General features: G+C 43.2%; 20 protein-coding genes and 2 pseudogenes. 6 read left to right on the top strand and 16 right to left on the bottom strand.

The features are described 5' to 3' along the window. Positions 1-34 precede the first annotated feature (34 nt). From LG330_RS05400 to LG330_RS05350, 11 genes are all read right to left on the bottom strand, one after another. Positions 35-2419, bottom strand: coding sequence for a heavy metal translocating P-type ATPase (locus tag LG330_RS05400; RefSeq protein WP_404408038.1), 2385 nt, complete (start codon positions 2417-2419; stop codon positions 35-37). Between the two features lie 11 nt (positions 2420-2430). Continuing rightward, positions 2431-2799: an ArsR/SmtB family transcription factor gene (locus LG330_RS05395; protein ID WP_404408036.1), complete on the bottom strand. Its 369-nt coding sequence runs from the start codon at positions 2797-2799 to the stop codon at positions 2431-2433. Positions 2800-3099: 300 nt separating this feature from the next. Then, entirely contained in the window at positions 3100-3297 is a 198-nt protein-coding gene (locus LG330_RS05390) for a hypothetical protein (RefSeq protein ID WP_404408034.1), read from the bottom strand. A gap of 77 nt (positions 3298-3374) precedes the next feature. After that, positions 3375-3947 (bottom strand): hypothetical protein, encoded by a 573-nt coding sequence (locus tag LG330_RS05385; protein WP_404408032.1) that lies wholly within the window; start codon positions 3945-3947, stop codon positions 3375-3377. 305 nt (positions 3948-4252) lie between these two features. Next, positions 4253-4741, bottom strand: a complete 489-nt coding sequence (locus LG330_RS05380) for an SRPBCC domain-containing protein (RefSeq protein ID WP_404408031.1) — start codon at positions 4739-4741, stop codon at positions 4253-4255. A gap of 5 nt (positions 4742-4746) precedes the next feature. After that, on the bottom strand, positions 4747-5067 hold the full coding sequence (locus LG330_RS05375) for an ArsR/SmtB family transcription factor (protein WP_404408029.1): 321 nt from the start codon (positions 5065-5067) through the stop codon (positions 4747-4749). A 148-nt stretch (positions 5068-5215) separates the two neighbouring features. Beyond that, complete coding sequence (locus tag LG330_RS05370; RefSeq protein WP_404408027.1) at positions 5216-6202, bottom strand: aldo/keto reductase; 987 nt, start codon at positions 6200-6202, stop codon at positions 5216-5218. A gap of 290 nt (positions 6203-6492) precedes the next feature. After that, complete coding sequence (locus LG330_RS05365; RefSeq protein ID WP_404408025.1) at positions 6493-7197, bottom strand: hypothetical protein; 705 nt, start codon at positions 7195-7197, stop codon at positions 6493-6495. Next, a complete protein-coding gene (locus tag LG330_RS05360) occupies positions 7184-8071 on the bottom strand; it encodes an ATP-binding cassette domain-containing protein (protein ID WP_404408024.1) in 888 nt (295 codons plus the stop codon). Before LG330_RS05360 ends, LG330_RS05365 begins: the two co-directional genes overlap by 14 nt. Then, complete coding sequence (locus tag LG330_RS05355; RefSeq protein WP_404408022.1) at positions 8068-8445, bottom strand: GntR family transcriptional regulator; 378 nt, start codon at positions 8443-8445, stop codon at positions 8068-8070. Before LG330_RS05355 ends, LG330_RS05360 begins: the two co-directional genes overlap by 4 nt. A gap of 152 nt (positions 8446-8597) precedes the next feature. Continuing rightward, positions 8598-9467: an SDR family oxidoreductase gene (locus LG330_RS05350; protein ID WP_404409512.1), complete on the bottom strand. Its 870-nt coding sequence runs from the start codon at positions 9465-9467 to the stop codon at positions 8598-8600. A gap of 249 nt (positions 9468-9716) precedes the next feature. Here LG330_RS05350 and LG330_RS05345 point away from each other — a divergent pair, with 249 nt between their 5' ends. Beyond that, on the top strand, positions 9717-10352 hold the full coding sequence (locus LG330_RS05345; protein WP_404408020.1) for a pentapeptide repeat-containing protein: 636 nt from the start codon (positions 9717-9719) through the stop codon (positions 10350-10352). Between the two features lie 76 nt (positions 10353-10428). On the opposite strand, the gene LG330_RS05340 is transcribed toward LG330_RS05345, so the two are convergent. Continuing rightward, the gene (locus tag LG330_RS05340) at positions 10429-11325 is read right to left on the bottom strand and encodes a PPK2 family polyphosphate kinase (RefSeq protein WP_404408018.1); all 897 of its coding nucleotides are present in this window, start codon (positions 11323-11325) and stop codon (positions 10429-10431) included. Between the two features lie 162 nt (positions 11326-11487). Here LG330_RS05340 and LG330_RS05335 point away from each other — a divergent pair, with 162 nt between their 5' ends. From LG330_RS05335 to LG330_RS05315, 5 genes and pseudogenes are all read left to right on the top strand, one after another. Further along, positions 11488-12129, top strand: coding sequence for a VC0807 family protein (locus LG330_RS05335; RefSeq protein WP_404408016.1), 642 nt, complete (start codon positions 11488-11490; stop codon positions 12127-12129). 143 nt (positions 12130-12272) lie between these two features. Further along, positions 12273-12452, top strand: a pseudogene (locus LG330_RS05330) (EamA family transporter); the annotation flags it as partial. 24 nt (positions 12453-12476) lie between these two features. Then, entirely contained in the window at positions 12477-12920 is a 444-nt protein-coding gene (locus tag LG330_RS05325) for an EamA family transporter (RefSeq protein ID WP_404409510.1), read from the top strand. 160 nt (positions 12921-13080) lie between these two features. Continuing rightward, complete coding sequence (arr, locus tag LG330_RS05320; protein ID WP_404408014.1) at positions 13081-13497, top strand: NAD(+)--rifampin ADP-ribosyltransferase; 417 nt, start codon at positions 13081-13083, stop codon at positions 13495-13497. 36 nt (positions 13498-13533) lie between these two features. Continuing rightward, positions 13534-14058 carry a DinB family protein gene (locus tag LG330_RS05315; protein WP_404408013.1) on the top strand — a complete coding sequence of 175 codons (525 nt, stop codon included), beginning with the start codon at positions 13534-13536 and terminating at the stop codon, positions 14056-14058. Positions 14059-14097: 39 nt separating this feature from the next. Here LG330_RS05315 and LG330_RS05310 read toward each other — a convergent pair. From LG330_RS05310 to LG330_RS05295, 4 genes and pseudogenes are all read right to left on the bottom strand, one after another. Beyond that, positions 14098-14309: pseudogene (locus LG330_RS05310) on the bottom strand (SDR family oxidoreductase); the annotation flags it as partial. 131 nt (positions 14310-14440) lie between these two features. Next, positions 14441-16654 carry an alpha-galactosidase gene (locus LG330_RS05305; RefSeq protein ID WP_404408011.1) on the bottom strand — a complete coding sequence of 738 codons (2214 nt, stop codon included), beginning with the start codon at positions 16652-16654 and terminating at the stop codon, positions 14441-14443. Further along, a complete protein-coding gene (locus LG330_RS05300) occupies positions 16654-17478 on the bottom strand; it encodes a carbohydrate ABC transporter permease (protein WP_404408009.1) in 825 nt (274 codons plus the stop codon). Before LG330_RS05300 ends, LG330_RS05305 begins: the two co-directional genes overlap by 1 nt. Next, on the bottom strand, positions 17478-18341 hold the full coding sequence (locus tag LG330_RS05295; protein ID WP_404409508.1) for a carbohydrate ABC transporter permease: 864 nt from the start codon (positions 18339-18341) through the stop codon (positions 17478-17480). The genes LG330_RS05300 and LG330_RS05295 overlap by 1 nt, the downstream gene beginning before the upstream one ends. Between the last annotated feature and the right edge of the window lie 9 nt (positions 18342-18350).

The raw sequence follows: 18350 nt of genomic DNA, 5'->3' as shown, positions 1-18350 counted from the left end.
AAAAGCAGACCCCAAAACCGGATCTGCTCCCCTCTTACTTCATCCTCAACAACCGCATACTATTCAAAATCACAATCAGCGCTGCACCAGTATCACTTAATACTGCCATCCACAGCGTCAGGAACCCCGGAAAAATCAGCATAAGTGCAGCAAGCTTTGTGATCAGTGAAAACCAGATATTCTGCTTGATGATTGTGAGCGCTTTTCTGCTCAGACGGATCGTGTGCGGCAGCTTTTCAAGGTTGTCAGCCATCAGCACGATATCCGCTGTTTCCATTGCCGTATCAGTTCCAGCGCCGCCCATCGCAATGCCGAGATCAGCAGTCGCAAGCGCCGGGGCATCATTAATGCCGTCCCCTACCATGGCCACCTGCTTCCCTTCATCCTGCAGCCTCTTCACTGCCGTTACCTTATCTTCAGGCATCAGCTCGGCAAAGTAGCGGTCCACGCCGGTTTCAGCAGCCATTTTCTTCGCCGTTCCTTCATTATCTCCAGTCAGCATCACCATTTCACCGATGCCGGCCTGCTTCAGCTGTTCAATTGAACGGACCGTAATGTCACGGACAGTGTCAGCGACTGCGATCAAGCCAAGGATCTGATCCCGTGTACCGACTGCGACAAGCGTATTGCCTTCATTTTGCATCTGGCTAATCCGATCATCTATATGTGCTGTTGAAATACCCATTTCTTTAAAAAGCTTCGGTTTCCCTGCAAAATATTCAGTACCATCAATCATTGCAGTTGCACCTTTTCCGGCAATTGCACTGAAACCACTGCCGGCTTCAGATGAAATACTTCGTTCATTTGCATAGCTGATCACAGCTTGTGCAATTGGATGCGTGGAGTGCTCTTCAATCGTTTTAGCGATACTGACAAGTGTTACACTGTCACGCTCAAGTGCGATCACCTGAGTCACTTTCGGCTTTCCTTCAGTTAACGTACCTGTTTTATCAAAAGCAATCGCCTTAATCGCACCTGCTTTTTCAAGAAACGTACCACCTTTAATCAGTACGCCGTTTCGTGCAGCGTTTCCAATCGCTGATACAATCGCAACCGGTGTTGAAATAACAAGCGCACACGGGCAGGAAACGACTAATAGCGCAAGTCCCCTGTAAAACCATTCTCCCCATGCCCCAAACCCCACAAGCGGCGGCACGACCATCACCAGCAGTGCCATGACGAAAACGATTGGTGTATACACAGCCGCGAATCGGTCAATAAAAGCCTGCGTCGGCGCTTTCTTCTCCTGCGCTTCTTCTACTAAATGGATGATCCGTGCAATGGTCGTATCCTCTGACAGTCTTGTCACCTTTACTTCCAGAGAACCACTTTCATTGACTGTACCTGCATATACCTTATCACCAGGCACTTTATCAACAGGAAGCGATTCACCGGTAATCGGCGCCTGATTCAGACTTGACATGCCGGAAGTGATTTCACCATCGAGCGGGATTTTTTCACCGGGCTTAACGATCATAATGTCATGTATTGAAACGTCCTCGACATCTTTTACAACAGTCCCGCCATCTGTTTTAATAAGTGCTTCAGACGGTGTCAGGTTAATCAGACTGCGGATTGAATCTCTTGTGCGTTCAATTGACCGGTTCTGCAGTGCATTTCCGAGTGCAAACAGCCAGACGACTGTTGCCCCTTCAAACCATTCGCCGATCAGTGCTGCCCCGATTGCTGCAGTTACCATCAGTACATTCATATCAAGCGAGCGGCTTTTTACTGCGTAGAATGCACTTCTGGCAGGTTTATACCCGCCGATTACAATGGCAGCTGCGTAAAATACTGTCACCAGCCATTCCGGAATTGCAGTGAAGGACCCGATGAACCCAAGCGCTAAAAGGAGTCCGGAAATCGTTGTTACAGGAATTGATTTAACTGTTTTTTGATCTTCTTTCTTTTGATTTCGAAGTGTTGCCGGTGTAGCATCAAACCCGGATTTTTGCACTTCTTTAACGACCTGTTCATCAGTCAGTGTATGGGCAATATGCATTTTCCCGGTTGAAAAGTTGACTCTTACGCTCTGGACACCAGGATTGCCAGACATATGTTTTTCAAGCGTTGCTGCACATGAGCTGCAGTCCATTCCGCTTACCTGATAAACGTGAGCATCTTTTTTACTCCGCTCCGGCTCTGCTTCAAAGCCGAACTTCTTCACGTATCCCGGAACCGCCTCATAAATATCAGCATTCACAGCACCAACAGCCATTTTTCCGGAAGCATAATTGACTTTGACGGACTGAATCCCTTCTGTTTTTGCCAGACCTTTTTCTAATGTTAAAGCACACGACGGACAGTCCATGCCGGTCACTTTGAAAGTTTTTATATCACCAATATCTGTCGCTTGTTCAGGTTCTTCAGCTTTATTCGAACAGCATCCTGTCTTTATTTCCTGTTCAGTTTTCTGCACGTCAAACACCCCTATTCCTCATTCGCATGAACTAACGCGATCGACACAAGCTGGCGTACATGATCATCAGCCAGCGAATAAAAAACCAATTTTCCTTCTTTACGATATTTTGCAAGCTTCATATTGCTTAGCAGTCGCAAGTGATGTGAGGCAGTCGCCGTTGAGCAGCCGATAATGTTGGCGATATCGCAGACACAGAGCTCCTCTTCTAGTGTGAGCGCATACGTAATTTTTACCCGGGTAGCGTCTGCCAGCGCTTTAAAGATCAGCTCCACACCTTCTGCTTCAGCGATTTTTGGCTGTACCCGATTCACAACTGCTTCATCAAAGCAATACGTTTCGCATGTATCCTGTGACGGCTGATTCGATGATTTAACCATATTTTCACCTCATTCAAATAGTTGTTTGATTGTTTATTTATAGTGTATGGGTGGAAACTAGCTGATGTCAATATAATATTCAAATGACCGTTTGAATGACTGGGTGCAGGCGGTTTTTACTTCCGGTGCTGGGTCACGACATTCAAATTGGAGTATAAAACACTCAATCCGGGCGTATCACTCCCTCGATGGATAGAACACAGCACACGAACTCCGGACATGTGGAGCACTCACACGAAAAAACAGACCCGGTCAGAACTTAGGTATGACCGGGTCTGTTTTTAAATCTTCCTTATTCCATCAGGCAGCTTTTTCTACCCTCCACCCTGACGTTGAATTTTTGTGCTTATTTCTCATCTGATCAAGCTTCTCCTTTTTTGTTTTCGTCTTTCTGACATGTGTGCTGATATCAGCATGGGTTCCGCGCTTCATCTCAACGTCAAACCTGCCATTTCTCTGCGCGTGCAGACGCTGCTTTTTCGCTTTACTATTACTCATGCGATTCTCTCCTCTGTTTCTGAATTTGTTACACTTCTATTATAACAAAAAAGGCAGAGCGGGGGTTTATCCCTGCTCTACCTTTCAGCTACTGTGCTGTTACTGCTTTTTAAAAAAGTGTTGTAAAACTCGATCAGGAATATGATCTGCAGCATGATTAACACACCCATTAACATCTGTGAGATTCCAGGTAGTGTTGAAAACAGAAAATAAAACATTCCCAATAAAACAAATGCAATCATCATTATTACACAAAGTTTCTTTAAGCGTTTGGTATGAGAGGTAACGCCCATCTCTTCCTCCAGATCTTCAATTAGACGGGAAATGATGACGTAAACCATGAACATTCCTGCAATGACAAACGCCAGCCCCACATAGGAAATAACGGCTAAATAAGAATTAAGCGGAAGCAGCAGTGGTGAGTTCCCGGTGACATTTAAAATCAGAAAAGCAAGACTGTGAAAAATCATAAAACTTACTAAAGGCAGCGCTTTTCCCACCGCTTCATATCTTCTCCCAACCTCCTTCACTCCGAAAAAGATCAGTGTGTAGCCAATCAGATTGGTGAAAGAATATATAAGACTAATATCAAGAAAGTTAATGTTGAGTTTAAAAAATACGAGAAGCAGTCCAATCAGAATCTTTGTCATAAGCTGGCCCCTTTTTTATGCCTGTACTGCAGACAATTTTAACACAATTCAGTTCATCTGATGATCGCATTCTCTCGTCCTGACAAAATCTCATCTGACTTTGAACAAATATTATCTCAGGGTAAACAGAATCATTTATTCGAAAAACGCTGTTAACGTTTGCTCTGATGATCCCGGTTCAGCTGTGCATGAACGACAGACTTTAACAAAACTAAAAAAGACCGGGATATCACTTCTTTATCCCGGTCCATTTCACAATATGAATATTCTAATCGCCATCTGGCTTAATCACGACCTGTGACTGATCACTTCAAGTATTCTTCCAAACGTTCATATTGTGAGGCTGTTCCCTCGACCATGCCCATTTCACTTACCTTTTCAAGTGATTCAACCGAATCAAAGAATGTGGTGGTGACAAGCTTTGTGCCACCATCAACAGGCAGAAAAGCAACTTCAATATCCATGCCTGGCAGATCAGAATTCACGTTTCCTTCTTCATCAGAAAACTGATCTTCATAGAGGAATCGCTCCGGAGTGTGAATGTCCTTAAATTTTGCCAGCCCCCAGGATTCCATTCCGTAAAAATCACCCTGGCTTTTATCTTCACATTTCATACAGTAGTGCCAATGTCCACCCGTCTCAAATTCAAACCGCTTGTTTGTCGTCTTCCATCCCTTTGGTCCCCACCAGGCTTCCAGTTCACTTGAAGTCGTGAAGGCTTTGAACAGACGTTCCTGCGACACGGAAAAAATACGCTCAATGATCAGTTTGGTCCCCTCTGTTTTCACATTCATCTTTATTATTCCTCCTCTTTTAAGTATGCATCCAGCCTGTCGAGCTGTTCGTCCCATTGTTGAATGTATGTTGACAGCCAATCGTTTAATGCCATAAACCCGCTTTGTTCTAAATGGTAAAACCGCTTGTTTGCAACAGCCTCCACACGGACCAAACCTGCTTCATGTAAGATTTTTAAATGTTTTGAAGTCTGCGGCTGAAGGTAGCTTAAAGCTTCAGCAATTTCTCCGACTGTTTTAGCGCCTCCCTGCAGATGCTTTAATATCTCAAGACGTTTTTCATCTGCGATTGCCTGGAATACTTTGATGTAATTTTTATCTGACATGACAATCACCTTCTTACATTAAATATATCACATTTAGAATATTCGTCAAAAAGAATATTCAAAACTCTAATATTTTTTCCTCTTTTCATTTAAAAGAAAAAAGCCCCGGTATAAAACCGGGACTCTCAGTCCATCGTACTATTCAATCTTATTTACCTGGAATTGTCGCTTTCGGTGATACAAGCCCTTTTTCAATAAGCTCAGCCCAAAACGCAGCCGGAATCTCCGCTCCTAAAGCCTGAAGGTCTTCCTTAATACGATCAGGTCTTGTAGAACCTGTCACCACAGCCTTTACTGCCGGATGTGCTGTTGAAAACTGCAGTGCAGCATCCTTCAGCTTCACACCATGATTCAGTGCTACTTCATTAAACTGATTCACGCGTTCCTTAATCTCAGGTGTGATGTCCTGGTAGTCAAAGTGGTCTCCACCGAGCAGCGCGCCTGAGTTAAATGCAGATCCAATAACAAGTCCGCCATTACTTTTCTCAGCAAGCGGCATCATCCGTTCAAGTGCTCGCTCATGCTGAAGCAGCGTATATTGTGTTGCTGACAGACTTAAGTCAGGGTGCGCCTCTTCAAGTTCAAGTGCCACCTCGATCGGCGTTGTTGTATTGACGCCAATTCCCCAGGCTTTAATGACACCTTCATCTCTCAGGCGATCGAGTACCTTGAAAGCACCATTACGCGCTTCGTCAAACTTTGTCACCCACTCATCACCAAGGAAGTCTGGTGAAATATCATGCACATATACCATATCCAGACGATCCGTTTTCAGGCGCTTCAGGCTGTCTTCAATGGATCTGAGTGTTCCGTCCTCCGTGTAATCCGTCTGAATTTTATTCTTTCTACCGTACTCAAACAGTCCTTCTTTTTCTTCCGTTTCATCCAGGACCAGACGGCCGACTTTGGAGCTCAAAAGATATTCATTACGGTTATAAGAAGACAGGATTTCTCCAAGTCTGATCTCTGCCAGTCCTGCTCCATAAAACGGGGCAGTATCAAAATAACGGATTCCTTCATTCCAGGCTGATTGAATCGTCTCCATTGCTTCCTCTTCAGGAACATCCCTGAACATATTACCGAGCGGTGCTGTTCCGAGACCGAGTTTATGCTTAATTGTAATATCATTTTTCATTTTGAAACACCTCTTCTGCAGATTAGATTAATATAAAGACTCTACCCGCTGAGAGATGTGGTAAACAGAGTGAAGGACCAGTCAGGATTAGTATAGTGAACGTGGTTCGGTCTCTCACCTGCGTCAATTTTGTTTTCATGACAGTCAACTCCGCTAATACCTGCTTCAACCCAGGTGTATCGCTACGTCGATCGCGAAAATACCAACGTCACTGGAGAGTTTACAACATTCACCCATGGAGCGGAGTGTGCTGAGAGCCCGTACAGACCCGTTTATAACTAAAACGCTGCCTACAGCTTTACCCTCACTCGCTTCGTACTCATCCGAATCACCCAGAGAGAAATCCCAATTAAAATAAGTGTTGCACTGAACGAAATAAATATTGGCATGTTTTCAGATGCATGCAGCGGTGTCTCCAGCTGATTCGTCCATAAAAGGTCCATCATAAAAATCAGTCCAAGTGCTCCGGCAATATATAAGAGCAATCCCCAGCCGCCAAAGCGATAATACCCGGCCCCGATGAGCCAGCCTGCAAGATAATAGACAAAAATATTTAACGTATAGACAACAAAGATCAGAAACCATGAGGCACCTTCACCTAAATAGGTCACGAACTCAACAGGTGCAATCAGTTGTTCAATCCCGGCAACAATAACCGCTATGACCATAAAGATTGCCGATAGTGCTGCAGCCGCAACGGCAGTGCCAGTGAAATAGTCTTTTCTGGTAACACCTGTTTTCACAAACCAGCTCAAGAACTTTGGCACTGACAGAATACCAACAACCAGCATGAAAATCTTAAACGGGTTTTCTATAAAATGAATAAACCCGTGAAAGGCTACTTCTTCATTATTTAATATGACCTGAAAATCAGTAAAGACCTGTAAGGTAATGAACAGTAACAGCACAATACCAATCATCCACACTGACCAGCCAAACTGCATGAAGGTCATACTAAAAGCAATTTTCAAGTCTTTCCGTTTACTTTGGTCCATGCTGCCCCTCCTCCTTAGTGAGATGAATAAATAGATCCTGAAGTGAGACAGGGCCGATTTCAAGCCCTGACTGTGACGCGCGGATCAGCTGTTCTTCAGTAAGCGGATCAATCACCATGACTGACTTTGTCCCGCCGAGTTTTTGTGTGTGAATCTGACTCATTCCGGCCACAAATTCATCCACCAGATCAGCGGCGCCAGTCACAGATGCTCCCTTTTCAAGCACAACATCAACAGGCTCATGCAAAAGCACTTTTCCCTTGTGAAGGATGATTGCTTCTTCAAACAGATAGTCCATTTCAGATACGAGGTGTGTAGATAGAATCATCGTTCTCGGGTGACGGGCATGATCTTCTAAAAGCTGCTGATAAAAGATTTCACGTGTCGGTGCATCCATCCCGGAATAGACTTCATCGAAAATCGTAATGGGTGAGCGTGAAGCAAGCCCGATGACTGCGTTCAGTACTGACTGCATGCCTTTTGACAGCTTATACACCGGCTTGTTCAGAGGAAGGTTAAAGATTCCCACTAATTCCAGTGCATATTCAGCATCATAATCCGGCTTATATTCAGCAGCTGCGTTCAAGTAGGTTTTTACTTTTTCAGACTCTTCTCTGAAGTCTTTTTCATAAACAAACGTTACCTGCTGCATTAGCTCGGCATTTTCAAATAACGGCTGTCCATTCACCTGGATCGCTCCTTCATCCGGTTCTGCAAAAGATGCAAGCAGTGAAAGAAGCGTTGTCTTCCCGGCACCATTTCGTCCGATTAACCCATAGATTTTTTCTCCTTCCAGCTTCAGCGATACTTGGTCCAGCGCATGGAACTTTTTATATTTAACAGATACCTGGTCAATCAGAATATTAGCCGTCACTGTTTATCACGTCCTTTCAACTGTTCCATAATTTTAGTTAATTCCTCCTGAGATATCCCAAGTTTTTCTGCTTCCTGCAGCATAGGCAGCATATATTGATCCACAAACCCTTCTTTTCTTTGTTCCATCAGCATTTCTTTTGCCCCCTCTGCAACAAACATACCAACACCCCGTTTTTTATAAATCATTCCTGCATCTACAAGCAGGTTTATACCTTTGGCGACAGTTAAATGATTAATTTTATACAAGGTTACCAGCTGAGTAGTAGAAGGAATCTGTTCGTGTGCCTTCAGCTGGTCATTCACGATCTGATCCTCAATTCGTTCCTTGATCTGTATAAAAATCGGCTTACTGTCATTCAGTGAGTGGCTCAATAGTAAATCACCGCCTTATGTTTTATGGTTATATAGTTATGTATATAAGTATATGTCTAACCTTTATTTTTTGCAACTTTCTTTTTAAAATTTTCCATAAAAAAACCTTTGGCCTGTTCAAGCCAAAGGTTTTTCAAATAAATCTATACGAATTAAGACGACATGATCTGCCCGCCATTCACATGGATACACTGACCGGTCATGTAAGATCCGTCATCAGAACCAAGCAGCACATAAGGTCCGACAAGCTCAGACGGCTGACCCGGACGACCCATTAATGTATCTGTACCGAATTCCTCTACTTTTTCCTCGTCAAATGTAGATGGAATGAGCGGTGTCCAGATCGGTCCCGGCGCCACCATGTTCACTCGGATGCCTCTGTCGGCAAGGTTCGCTGCCATACTGCGTGTGAAGCCGACAATTGCACCTTTTGTAGATGTATAATCGATCAGCTGCGGATTTCCTTTATACGGATTAACTGATGTCGTATTAATAATCGCACTGCCTTCTTTTAAATGGCGCAAAGCGAACTTTGTCATATGAAAGACTGAATACATATTCGTCTTAAACGTTTTGTCCCACTGTTCAAATGAAATGTCTTCAAGGTTTGAAGTTGGGTATTGAACGGCTGAATTATTGATTAATATATCAAGCTGTCCAAAGTGCTCTACTGTTTTATCAATTAAGCTTTTACACGTCTCCTCTACTGACACATCTCCAGGAATCAGCAGGCACTTCACGCCTTCTTCCTCGATCAGCTTTTTCGTTTCATCTGCATCACTCTGCTCTTGCTCCAGATAATTAATTGCCAGGTGCGCTCCTTCTCTTGCATAAGCGATTGCAACAGCACGCCCAATTCCGCTGTCTCCACCGGTAATCAGCGCTACACGGCCAGTCAGCTTTTCACTGCCTTTATAATTTAGTGGTTGAAGTGGACGAGGGTCCATCTTCGACTCAATGCCAGGCTGTTCTGCCTGTGTCTGCCCCGGCTGACCGCCCTTTTGTCGATTTTGAATATCCATTTCATCCAGCTCCTTCAATGTTGAGATACCAATCTTTTCCTCACTTGATGTTTTGTAAACATCTGTCATGTTCGTCAAAAAGAATGAATCCGCTCGCAGCTTTGACATGACTGTATCCAGAAGAAGCAAAATTTTTCTTAAACGTTCACTTGAACACTTTGCACACAACTCCTCTAAAAAAGATAGCCTGTTTTTTCACACCCGTTTTCCATACACTTAACGTATAAATGAATTGAAAGAGGTCATTCGATGAAACTCGATCCACCAAAAATTCGCCGGGAACTTCCTGAAAGTAAATTTGAAGATATTTTTCATGAAGACTATCCGGAGCTCGACAACTGTCTGATCAGCGATACTGACTTTGAAAATGAGGAATTGCACAGAGTAAATCTGTCTGGAATGATCCTGAAAAACTGCCGCTTTAATGGAACGGACTTTACTTCGATCAGCATGACAGACGTGCAGTTTGAAAATTGCGATTTCTCTAACGCCAATCTAAGCAAATCTTCTATTCACCGGGTCACCTTCAATAACTGTAAGTTCACCGGTACTGACCTGACTGATTCCAGGCTGGGGAATGTACTTTTTGAAGAATCAATTTTGAATTTGTCTGCGTTTGGCAGCTCGAAGCTGGAAAAAGTGAAATTTGAATATTGTGCAATGGAAAGCGCTGATTTTTATGAATGTGTGTTGAAGAAGGTTGAATATAATAAGTGTAATCTGAACAGCTCAAATTTTGAAAGGACTCCCCTGAAGACTGTTGATATTAGCACATCCACATTTGAGTCACTCATTCTTTCACTTGAGGATTTAAAGGGGTGTAAAGTTTCGACGCAACAGGCGATTCAATTTGCAGTGCTTTTGGGGGTAGTGATTGTGGACTAGCAATATTAAAAAACGCTACCCAAATTAAAAATCGGGTAGCGTTTTTTAAAAATAATTGAAATCTCTTATTATCTAATTAATTCTTTTCATTCTCCAGCTCTTCAATCGCTTCATCCATTTTCTCTTTATCCTCATCCGAAAGCTCAGGGAACTGGGGATCTATTTCCTTTAGATAATTTACCATTACCTCCGTAATAATGTAGCGGGAATACCATTCGTCATCAGCAGGCAGCACATACCACGGCGCAAAGTCAGTAGATGTATGCTCAAGCATATCTTCAAATGCTTCCTGATAGTCATCCCAGTGGCGGCGCTCTTTAATATCATTATAAGAAAATTCCCAGTTTTTCTCCGGGTTTTTTAGACGTTCAAGGAGCCGCTGTCTCTGTTCTTCTTTAGACATATTGAAGAAGAATTTAATTACCTTAAATCCATTTTCCGTCAGGTGCTGCTCAAAATCATTAATCTGACGATAGCGCATTGGCCATACTTCATCCTTTGTCATATCATCAGGATACATTTCATCTTTTAATTTGTCTTTGTGAACCCTTGGTGCAATGACTTCTTCATAGTGTGATCTGTTCAGAATGCCAACCTGTCCTCTTGCCGGAAGACCTTCACGAATCCGCCAGAGGTAATCATGCTTGAGTTCAGTTTCAGAAGGCTTTTGGAATGAAGCAGTCTTCAGACCCTGTGCCGTCAGGTTTGAAAAGATATAGCTGATCGCCTCATCCTTCCCCGCAGCATCCATCGCCTGCAGCACCACCACAATGCCCGTTTTTTCTTCAGCATGCAAACGCCAGTGTAACTCCTTCAGCTTATCAATACTTTTGGGCAGGATATCATCTAAAAGCTCATCCTCTTTTATATTGTGATCTTCTCTCGTTGCATACTCTTCAAGGCTCACCTTCTGATTACTTTTCACCAGATATTGATTAATATCCACTTGTTCTTCACATGCCTTCCTCTTCATAATAGATATCCTGATATTCAATCCACTGAAAATATCCTCTTTCCATACCCCCGTTTTTAAAAAGGTAAACGATTTGAAATAACATCCTTCAATTGTGGAAAAATGTGTTAGAATTGCCTTATAACTTGTAAACTTTAGATCCGAAAACCTGGAGGCTTTAAATTGAATAAAAACATCATTATTTGGGATTTAATCTGCTACATTATTTTTCCACTTGTGATCTGGCACGGTTCAAGAGAGTATATCGGCGACTACTACGCCATGCTCATTTCAACCGTGCCGGGGTTTATCTATAGCGTCATCCGTTTTATGATCCTGAAAAAAGTGAATTTCCTGGGTATTTATTTAATCGTTACGCTTGCGATCGGTACACTGATTGATGTACTTGCAGGATCAGCGATGCAGATGCTTTGGAACAGTGTGATTTACAGCTTTGCACTCTCTCTTCTCTTACTCATCAGTATCGTTATCAATAAGCCGCTGTACCTGTTATTTGCTGTTGATATTATGGAGCTTCGCGGAAGAGACAGAGAGATTTTGAAACAGGAATTTTACCAAAAGAAAGTTCTTTTTATTTTTAAATTGATCACATTTGGCTTTGCTTTTCAGGGTATCCTGCTTGCGTCAATTAAAGTCTGGCTGATCATGAATTATGGTGTTGAAGCATTTGATAAAGGACTTGTACTCAGGCAGGTGCTAAGCTGGACAATTTCAGCTGTATTGATTTATGGATTTATACATATTGCAAAGCTATTAAACTATAAGTCTGATGCTGAGCTTGAACGGGAATCGCAGACATATTGATGGAAAAAGGATGGGATCCAACTGTCATCTCATTTTTCAGAGGTGCTGTCGGATTGATCTTTTTCTCGGTTTGGTTTCTTTTTCAATTCAAGCATAGCGGGGCTTTATCAAAGAGAATGGTTTTATGATCAGTCCTTGCAGGTGTTGGCGTTGCAGGGAACTTCACTTTCTATTTTCTGAGTATAGAGGATTCAAGTATGGCTGTCGCTGCTACTTTAATGTACACTGCGCCAATCTTTGTCCTTTTGATTTCTTTTATATTCCGCATTGAACGCTCGACGTGGTTTAAGTGGGGATGTATCGGCAGCGTATTGGTCGGCATTTTCTTTCTTACAGGTGCCTATGATATGGGTTCGATTTCTGTTGGTGCCATCGGAGCAACAGCCGGTCTTGCTGCAGGACTATCCTATGCTTTGTTCATCTTCGGCTTTAAGAATGCTTCTTCTATAGGAAAGCCACAAACATCATTAACAATCGCCTTTTTCACGTTTTGTATCATACTCTTTCTGATTACTGATCAACAACAGGTTGCGAAAGCAGTTACATCAGGGGATATCGGCTGGTTTATTTTATTGGGTGTTCTCGGTGGAGGTATTTCGTTTATCTTGTATGTAATCGGAATTCGTCATACGACAGCCACGACTGCTTCAATGGTTGCGATGGTAGAACCGGTGACAGCATCACTTTTTGGTGTGCTTCTACTTGGCGATCATTTAACGATCCTGCAAACGCTTGGAATGGTGCTGGTCTTATCGACGGTTACCGTACTCAGTAAAAAACAGGCAAAATGAATATGCGGCTTTCCCGACCTTATCCTGGAAAGCCGCATTTTTCATCCATCTCTCTACTTCTATTATAATACTGTTCTTTTCACATTTGCAGTCTATTCTTTTCGAAAAAACTGCCCTATACTCTTCTATACACAGCCAAAAGCATAGGAGGTACTATAAGATGGTTGAGCAGAAAAATATTCTGGATCGCGGTCCTTTCTTTCATGGCACGAAAGCTGAATTAAAGATTGGTGACCTGCTGGAACCACAGTACATGTCAAATTATCAGAACAAAAAGTCGAATTATATCTATTTCACAGCGACCCTTGAAGCCGCTAAATGGGGTGCCGAATTAGCTGCGTCTGATGCAAAGGAAAGAATCTATCTTGTTGAACCGCTTGGTGACTTTGAAAACGATCCGAACGTGACAGACAAAAGGTTCCCCGGTAACCCGACACGTTCTTACCGGTCTAAGTCTCCTTTGAAAATTGTCGCTGAACTTGGTGTCTGGGAAAGACATTCAGATGAACAGATCAATCATATGCTCGCTTCCTTAAAGAAGCTGCGCGAAGATGGAAAAGCGGTTATACTTGATTAGTTTTTAACAATTGATCAGTATGGATGAGAGGAAGGAATGATAAAAATGCTAATCAGACCGGAAAGCACCGAATATGCCAAACCCTTTGAACCATATATTGATCGTGTTCCTGATGGAAATGTAGTAGATATATTAAAATTTCATCAGCAAACAACAAATGAATTCCTTAAGTCTGTTCCTTCTGCTGATTGGCATAAGCGCTATGCTGAGGATAAATGGAATGCAAAAGAAGTACTCGGCCATATGATTGATAATGAAATGAATATGCTGTACCGCATTTTCAGGATTACAAGAGGTTTTGAAGACTCTCTTCCATTTTTCGAGAGGGAAAAATCCATTCAGCATTTTGAATATGATTCGATTCCAGTTCACCGGTTAATTCAATACTTTTGGGAGACTCGTCAGCTGATGATCACAACCTGTGAAAATGTAAAAGATGAAAACTGGCTGAATAAGGGTCGCTTAGGTGATTACGTCTTTTCAGCCCGGGCGCTGGTATACGTATCTGCCGGACATGAGTTGCACCATCTTGAAGCGTTGAAGACGAAATACTTCATTTAAAAAGACAGATCCGGTTCGATCCCGGCTCTGTCTTCTTTATTAATACTTATAAGACTGTCCGCCATCAATCGGAATCACTGCTCCGTTGATAAAGTCAGCCTGATCTGATAACAGGAAGGCAACAAGATAGCCGATTTCTTCCGGCTTACCAAAACGCTGCATAGAATTCGCTTTGACGAACTCTTTTCCGACCTCTCCCAGTCATCACTGCCCATTTGACGAAGTGATCCTTCGACCATTGATGTCATGACCTGCCTGATGTGATCTATCAGGTGCTTGAAAAACAATTTGAACTCACATTAGATAATAATCTCCATCTAAATACCACAGCACACAAAAAGTAATAAGCGAAGCAAAGGCCGCGCCCCTGCTTCGCTTTCTACTAACTACTCATTCTCTTTAGTGTCCATAACACACTATCAAAATCACCCTCCGGATAAGGAACCGGTACACCCGCATTCATCAGTTCATCTCCGTCATACACTGCATCAAGCCCATCAACGTAATAGCTGCTGTGAGGATCCAGTCCTCTTAATTTCACACGCTTTAAAGGACCATTTGCTTCATTCAGAATGTGTAAATAGAGAAATACTGCTTCAGATTGATCCCCGTTGACTTTGATCGTGGCATAGCAGCGGTGCTCATGAACATTCTGCAGTCTGTAAAGTTCGCCAAACTGTACGGTTGCACGCATGTTTTTGTACGCCTTTATCTGATTGCTCATCACAGATAATTCTTCTTCAGTCATTTTTGTAACATCAAGCTCGTAACCAAAGTTCGCCTCCATCGCGACATAACCGCGCGTCTTTAATGACGTCAGGCGGCCGGTCTGATGATTCGGCGAGGCTGAGACGTGTGCACCCATTGCGCTTGCAGGATACGCAAGGCTTGTGCCGTACTGAATGGAAGCTCTGCTGACTGCATCTGTATTATCGCTCGTCCAGGTCTGAGGCATATAATAAAGCATGCCCGGGTCAAACCGGCCGCCACCGCCTGAGCAACTTTCAAACAAAATATGCGGAAATGCTGCAGTGATTTCCTCCATGACCTCATACAGACCAAGCATATAGCGATGAGCAGTTTCACGCTGTCTGTCTGCCGGCAGAGAAGGTGAACCGATCTCTGTCATATTGCGGTTCATATCCCACTTTACATACTCAATATTGGCACTTGATAAAATTACTTTCAGCTGATCAATAATGTTTGTTCTGACCTCCGGATTAGCAAAATCCAATACAAGCTGATTCCGGCTTTCAGACCGCCTTCTGTCCGTCACGTGAAGGCACCAGTCCGGATGGTTTCTATACAGCTCACTATCAGGCGATACCATCTCAGGTTCGAACCAGAGACCAAACTTCATTCCAGACTGATTGACTTCATCTGCAATCCCGGAAAGTCCGGACGGCAGCTTTTCTTGGTGCACAATCCAGTCACCGAGTGAAGCCCTGTCATGGTCTCTTTTACCAAACCAGCCATCATCCAGTACAAACAGTTCAACGCCTGTACCGGCTGCAGCGTGTACGATTTCCTTAACTTTCTCTTCAGTAAAATCGAAATAAGTTGCTTCCCAATTATTGATGAGAACAGGCCTTTCTTTTCCTTTATGTTCACCTCTTACCAGATGATTGTTGTACAGCTGATGAAAAGTTCGCGACATTTTACCGAGACCCTGATCAGAATAGACAAGTACTACTTCAGGAGTCTGAAATGCTTCTCCCGCTTCAAGCAGCCAGCTGAAATCAAATGGGTGAATCCCCATATTGACACGAGTATTCCTGAATTGATCTGCTTCAGCAATCGCCTTAAAGCTTCCGCTATACACCAGGTTCAAAGCATAAACGTCCCCGTGCTCTTCACCTGCCCCCTTTTCAGCAAGGGTCAGGAAAGGATTTTGCTGATGAGAGCTTGATCCTCTTCGGCTTTCAAGCGAGAGTGCATGCCTGCCAAGAGATGATCGCTCCATGTCACGCTCCCTTTCATGGGCACCTGGAAGATTAATTACATCAAAATCGTCTTTTCTAAAATCAATATTCACTGACGCACACTTCTGAATGCGGAAAGATGATGTACCTTCATTGATAATACGTGCACTTCTGGTGATCGCATTACGCTTACCAAAGACAGTATAAGAAAGCTCGATCACTGCATCCCTTAGCTGATCTTTCAACCTGATCACAAGCGTTTCAGCCTCTCCTTCTGTTTCTGCATATACGTGAGGCAGTCCTTCAGGTGCAGGTTTGCCACTGATTACTTTGTAATCTGAGAAGCGGAAATCTGAAACGGTTGACCCGTCCGCCCATTGAAGATGAACAGCAGGGTCTCTGAAATCAGTATGTCCGTAAGACGGATACTCCTGTGAAAGTGTATCCAGTGAAAAAGCTCTGTCACTGCCGTCAGGGTTCGCTGAAAAGCCGCGATCCCTGAAGCGGTGCTGCATCAATCCGTTGTAATGTTCAATTCTTTTCCCCCAATACAAATGGGTCACATATTCCCTGTACACTTCAATGATATAACTCGTTTCCTCTGTCTGAAGATGAAATGTTTTTTCATCCTCACTGATAAAGATCCCAGTGGTTTTTTTTGATAAATGATTCATCAGGATTTAATCGCTCCTTGTGTGACGCCACTGATGATCCACTTCTGCAGGAACAGGTATAGTACCAGCATAGGCAGAAGTGCCATCAGATAAGATGAGAACGCCAGATTATAGTTAGTTGCAAACTGTGACTGGAAGACATATTGCACAAGCGGCAGCGTATGGTCTCCACGGTCACTCAGAATAACAAGCGGCAGCAGGAAATCATTCCACGCCCACAGCGCTGTCAGAATCCCCACAGTCGCATTGATTGGTGAAAGCATCGGGAATATAATGCGCCAGAACACACCCCATCTTGTACAACCGTCAACAATTGCCGCTTCCTCAAGCTCTTTTGGAATCGTTTTAATATAACCGACATATAAAAAGACATTGAATGACAGACCATACACGATGTAAAGAAGGATCAGTCCATTCTGATTCATCAGGCCAATTGAACTCATCTGGTTAACGATCGGCAGCATGATAATCGGAAAAGGCACAAACATCGCACTGACCAGATAATAAAATAGAAACTTATAAGCTTTCTTATGCATATTCCGTGCAATCGCATAAGCAACAAGTGAATTGGTCAGCACAGTGAAAACAACGGTCACAATCGTGATATAAAAGCTGTTGCCAAACGCATTATAGAAATTCGTCATTTCAATGGCTGTTGTGAAGTTATTAAATGTCCATTCAATAGGTAACGCCAGGATCGATTCAGCTGTTTCGGCAGGCGTTTTAAATGCATTGACCACCGTTATATAGAGCGGGAACAGGATCAAAATGGTTCCTGCCATCAGCAGGAGTGTAACCGGCCAATTCGTCTTACCAATTTTCATTACAGCTGCACCTCCCGTTTTTGAAGAATGCGGATCTGGAATACTGAGATCGTTACAATCACTATAAAGTAAATGACCGCATTAGCAGACTGGTAGGCAAACTGTCCGCCGGCAAACCCGTCCTGATAGATTAATAGTGAAATTGATTGTGTCGCGCGCCCCGGCCCTCCGCCTGTTAACGCAACGATATGGTCAAACACCATCAGGAAGTTTTTCATCGCAAGCACCATGTTGATTGTAAAAAACGGTGCAATCAGCGGGAATGTAATCTTCCAGAATTCCTGCCATTTGCTGGCCCCGTCAAGCGCAGAAGCTTCATATAAGTCCTGCGGAATCGTGGCAAGTCCGGCCAGATACAAAATCGTATTAAATGCTGCAGCCTGCCATACTGCTACGATGACAATTGCAATCCACGCGTGATCCGGACTTCCGAGAATACTCGTTGTCAAACTAGTCAGTCCGGTGTTTTCAGCAATCTCCGGAATGAAGATTGAAAAGATATAGTTAAAGATAAAGCCGACAATCAGGATACTTAAAATATTCGGCATAAAGTAAATCCCGCGCAGCGTTTTATGAAACTTTATTTTTGCATTCAGTCCAAGCGCAATAACAAGACTGATAATATTCACAAGAATGGTTGAGACAATTGCAAATTGAAATGTAAACCCGTATGCATTCAGCGCATTGCGGTCATTAAATACTCTGACATAATTATCAAACCCGACAAACTCCCACACGCCATAACCTCTGAAATTCGTGAAACTGTAAAAGATCCCCTGAAGTACAGGAAGTGTATGAAAACTGAAGAACAGAATGACTGCCGGAAGCAGCATCCAGACATATACAGAAGGCTTTTTCTTCATTTTACTGCC

The organism is Jeotgalibacillus malaysiensis, from assembly GCF_044789845.1.
Classification (GTDB): Bacteria; Bacillota; Bacilli; order Bacillales; family Jeotgalibacillaceae; genus Jeotgalibacillus; species Jeotgalibacillus malaysiensis_A.
Note: the sequence above shows the minus strand (reverse complement) of the source record. Positions and strands in the feature narration are given on the sequence as shown.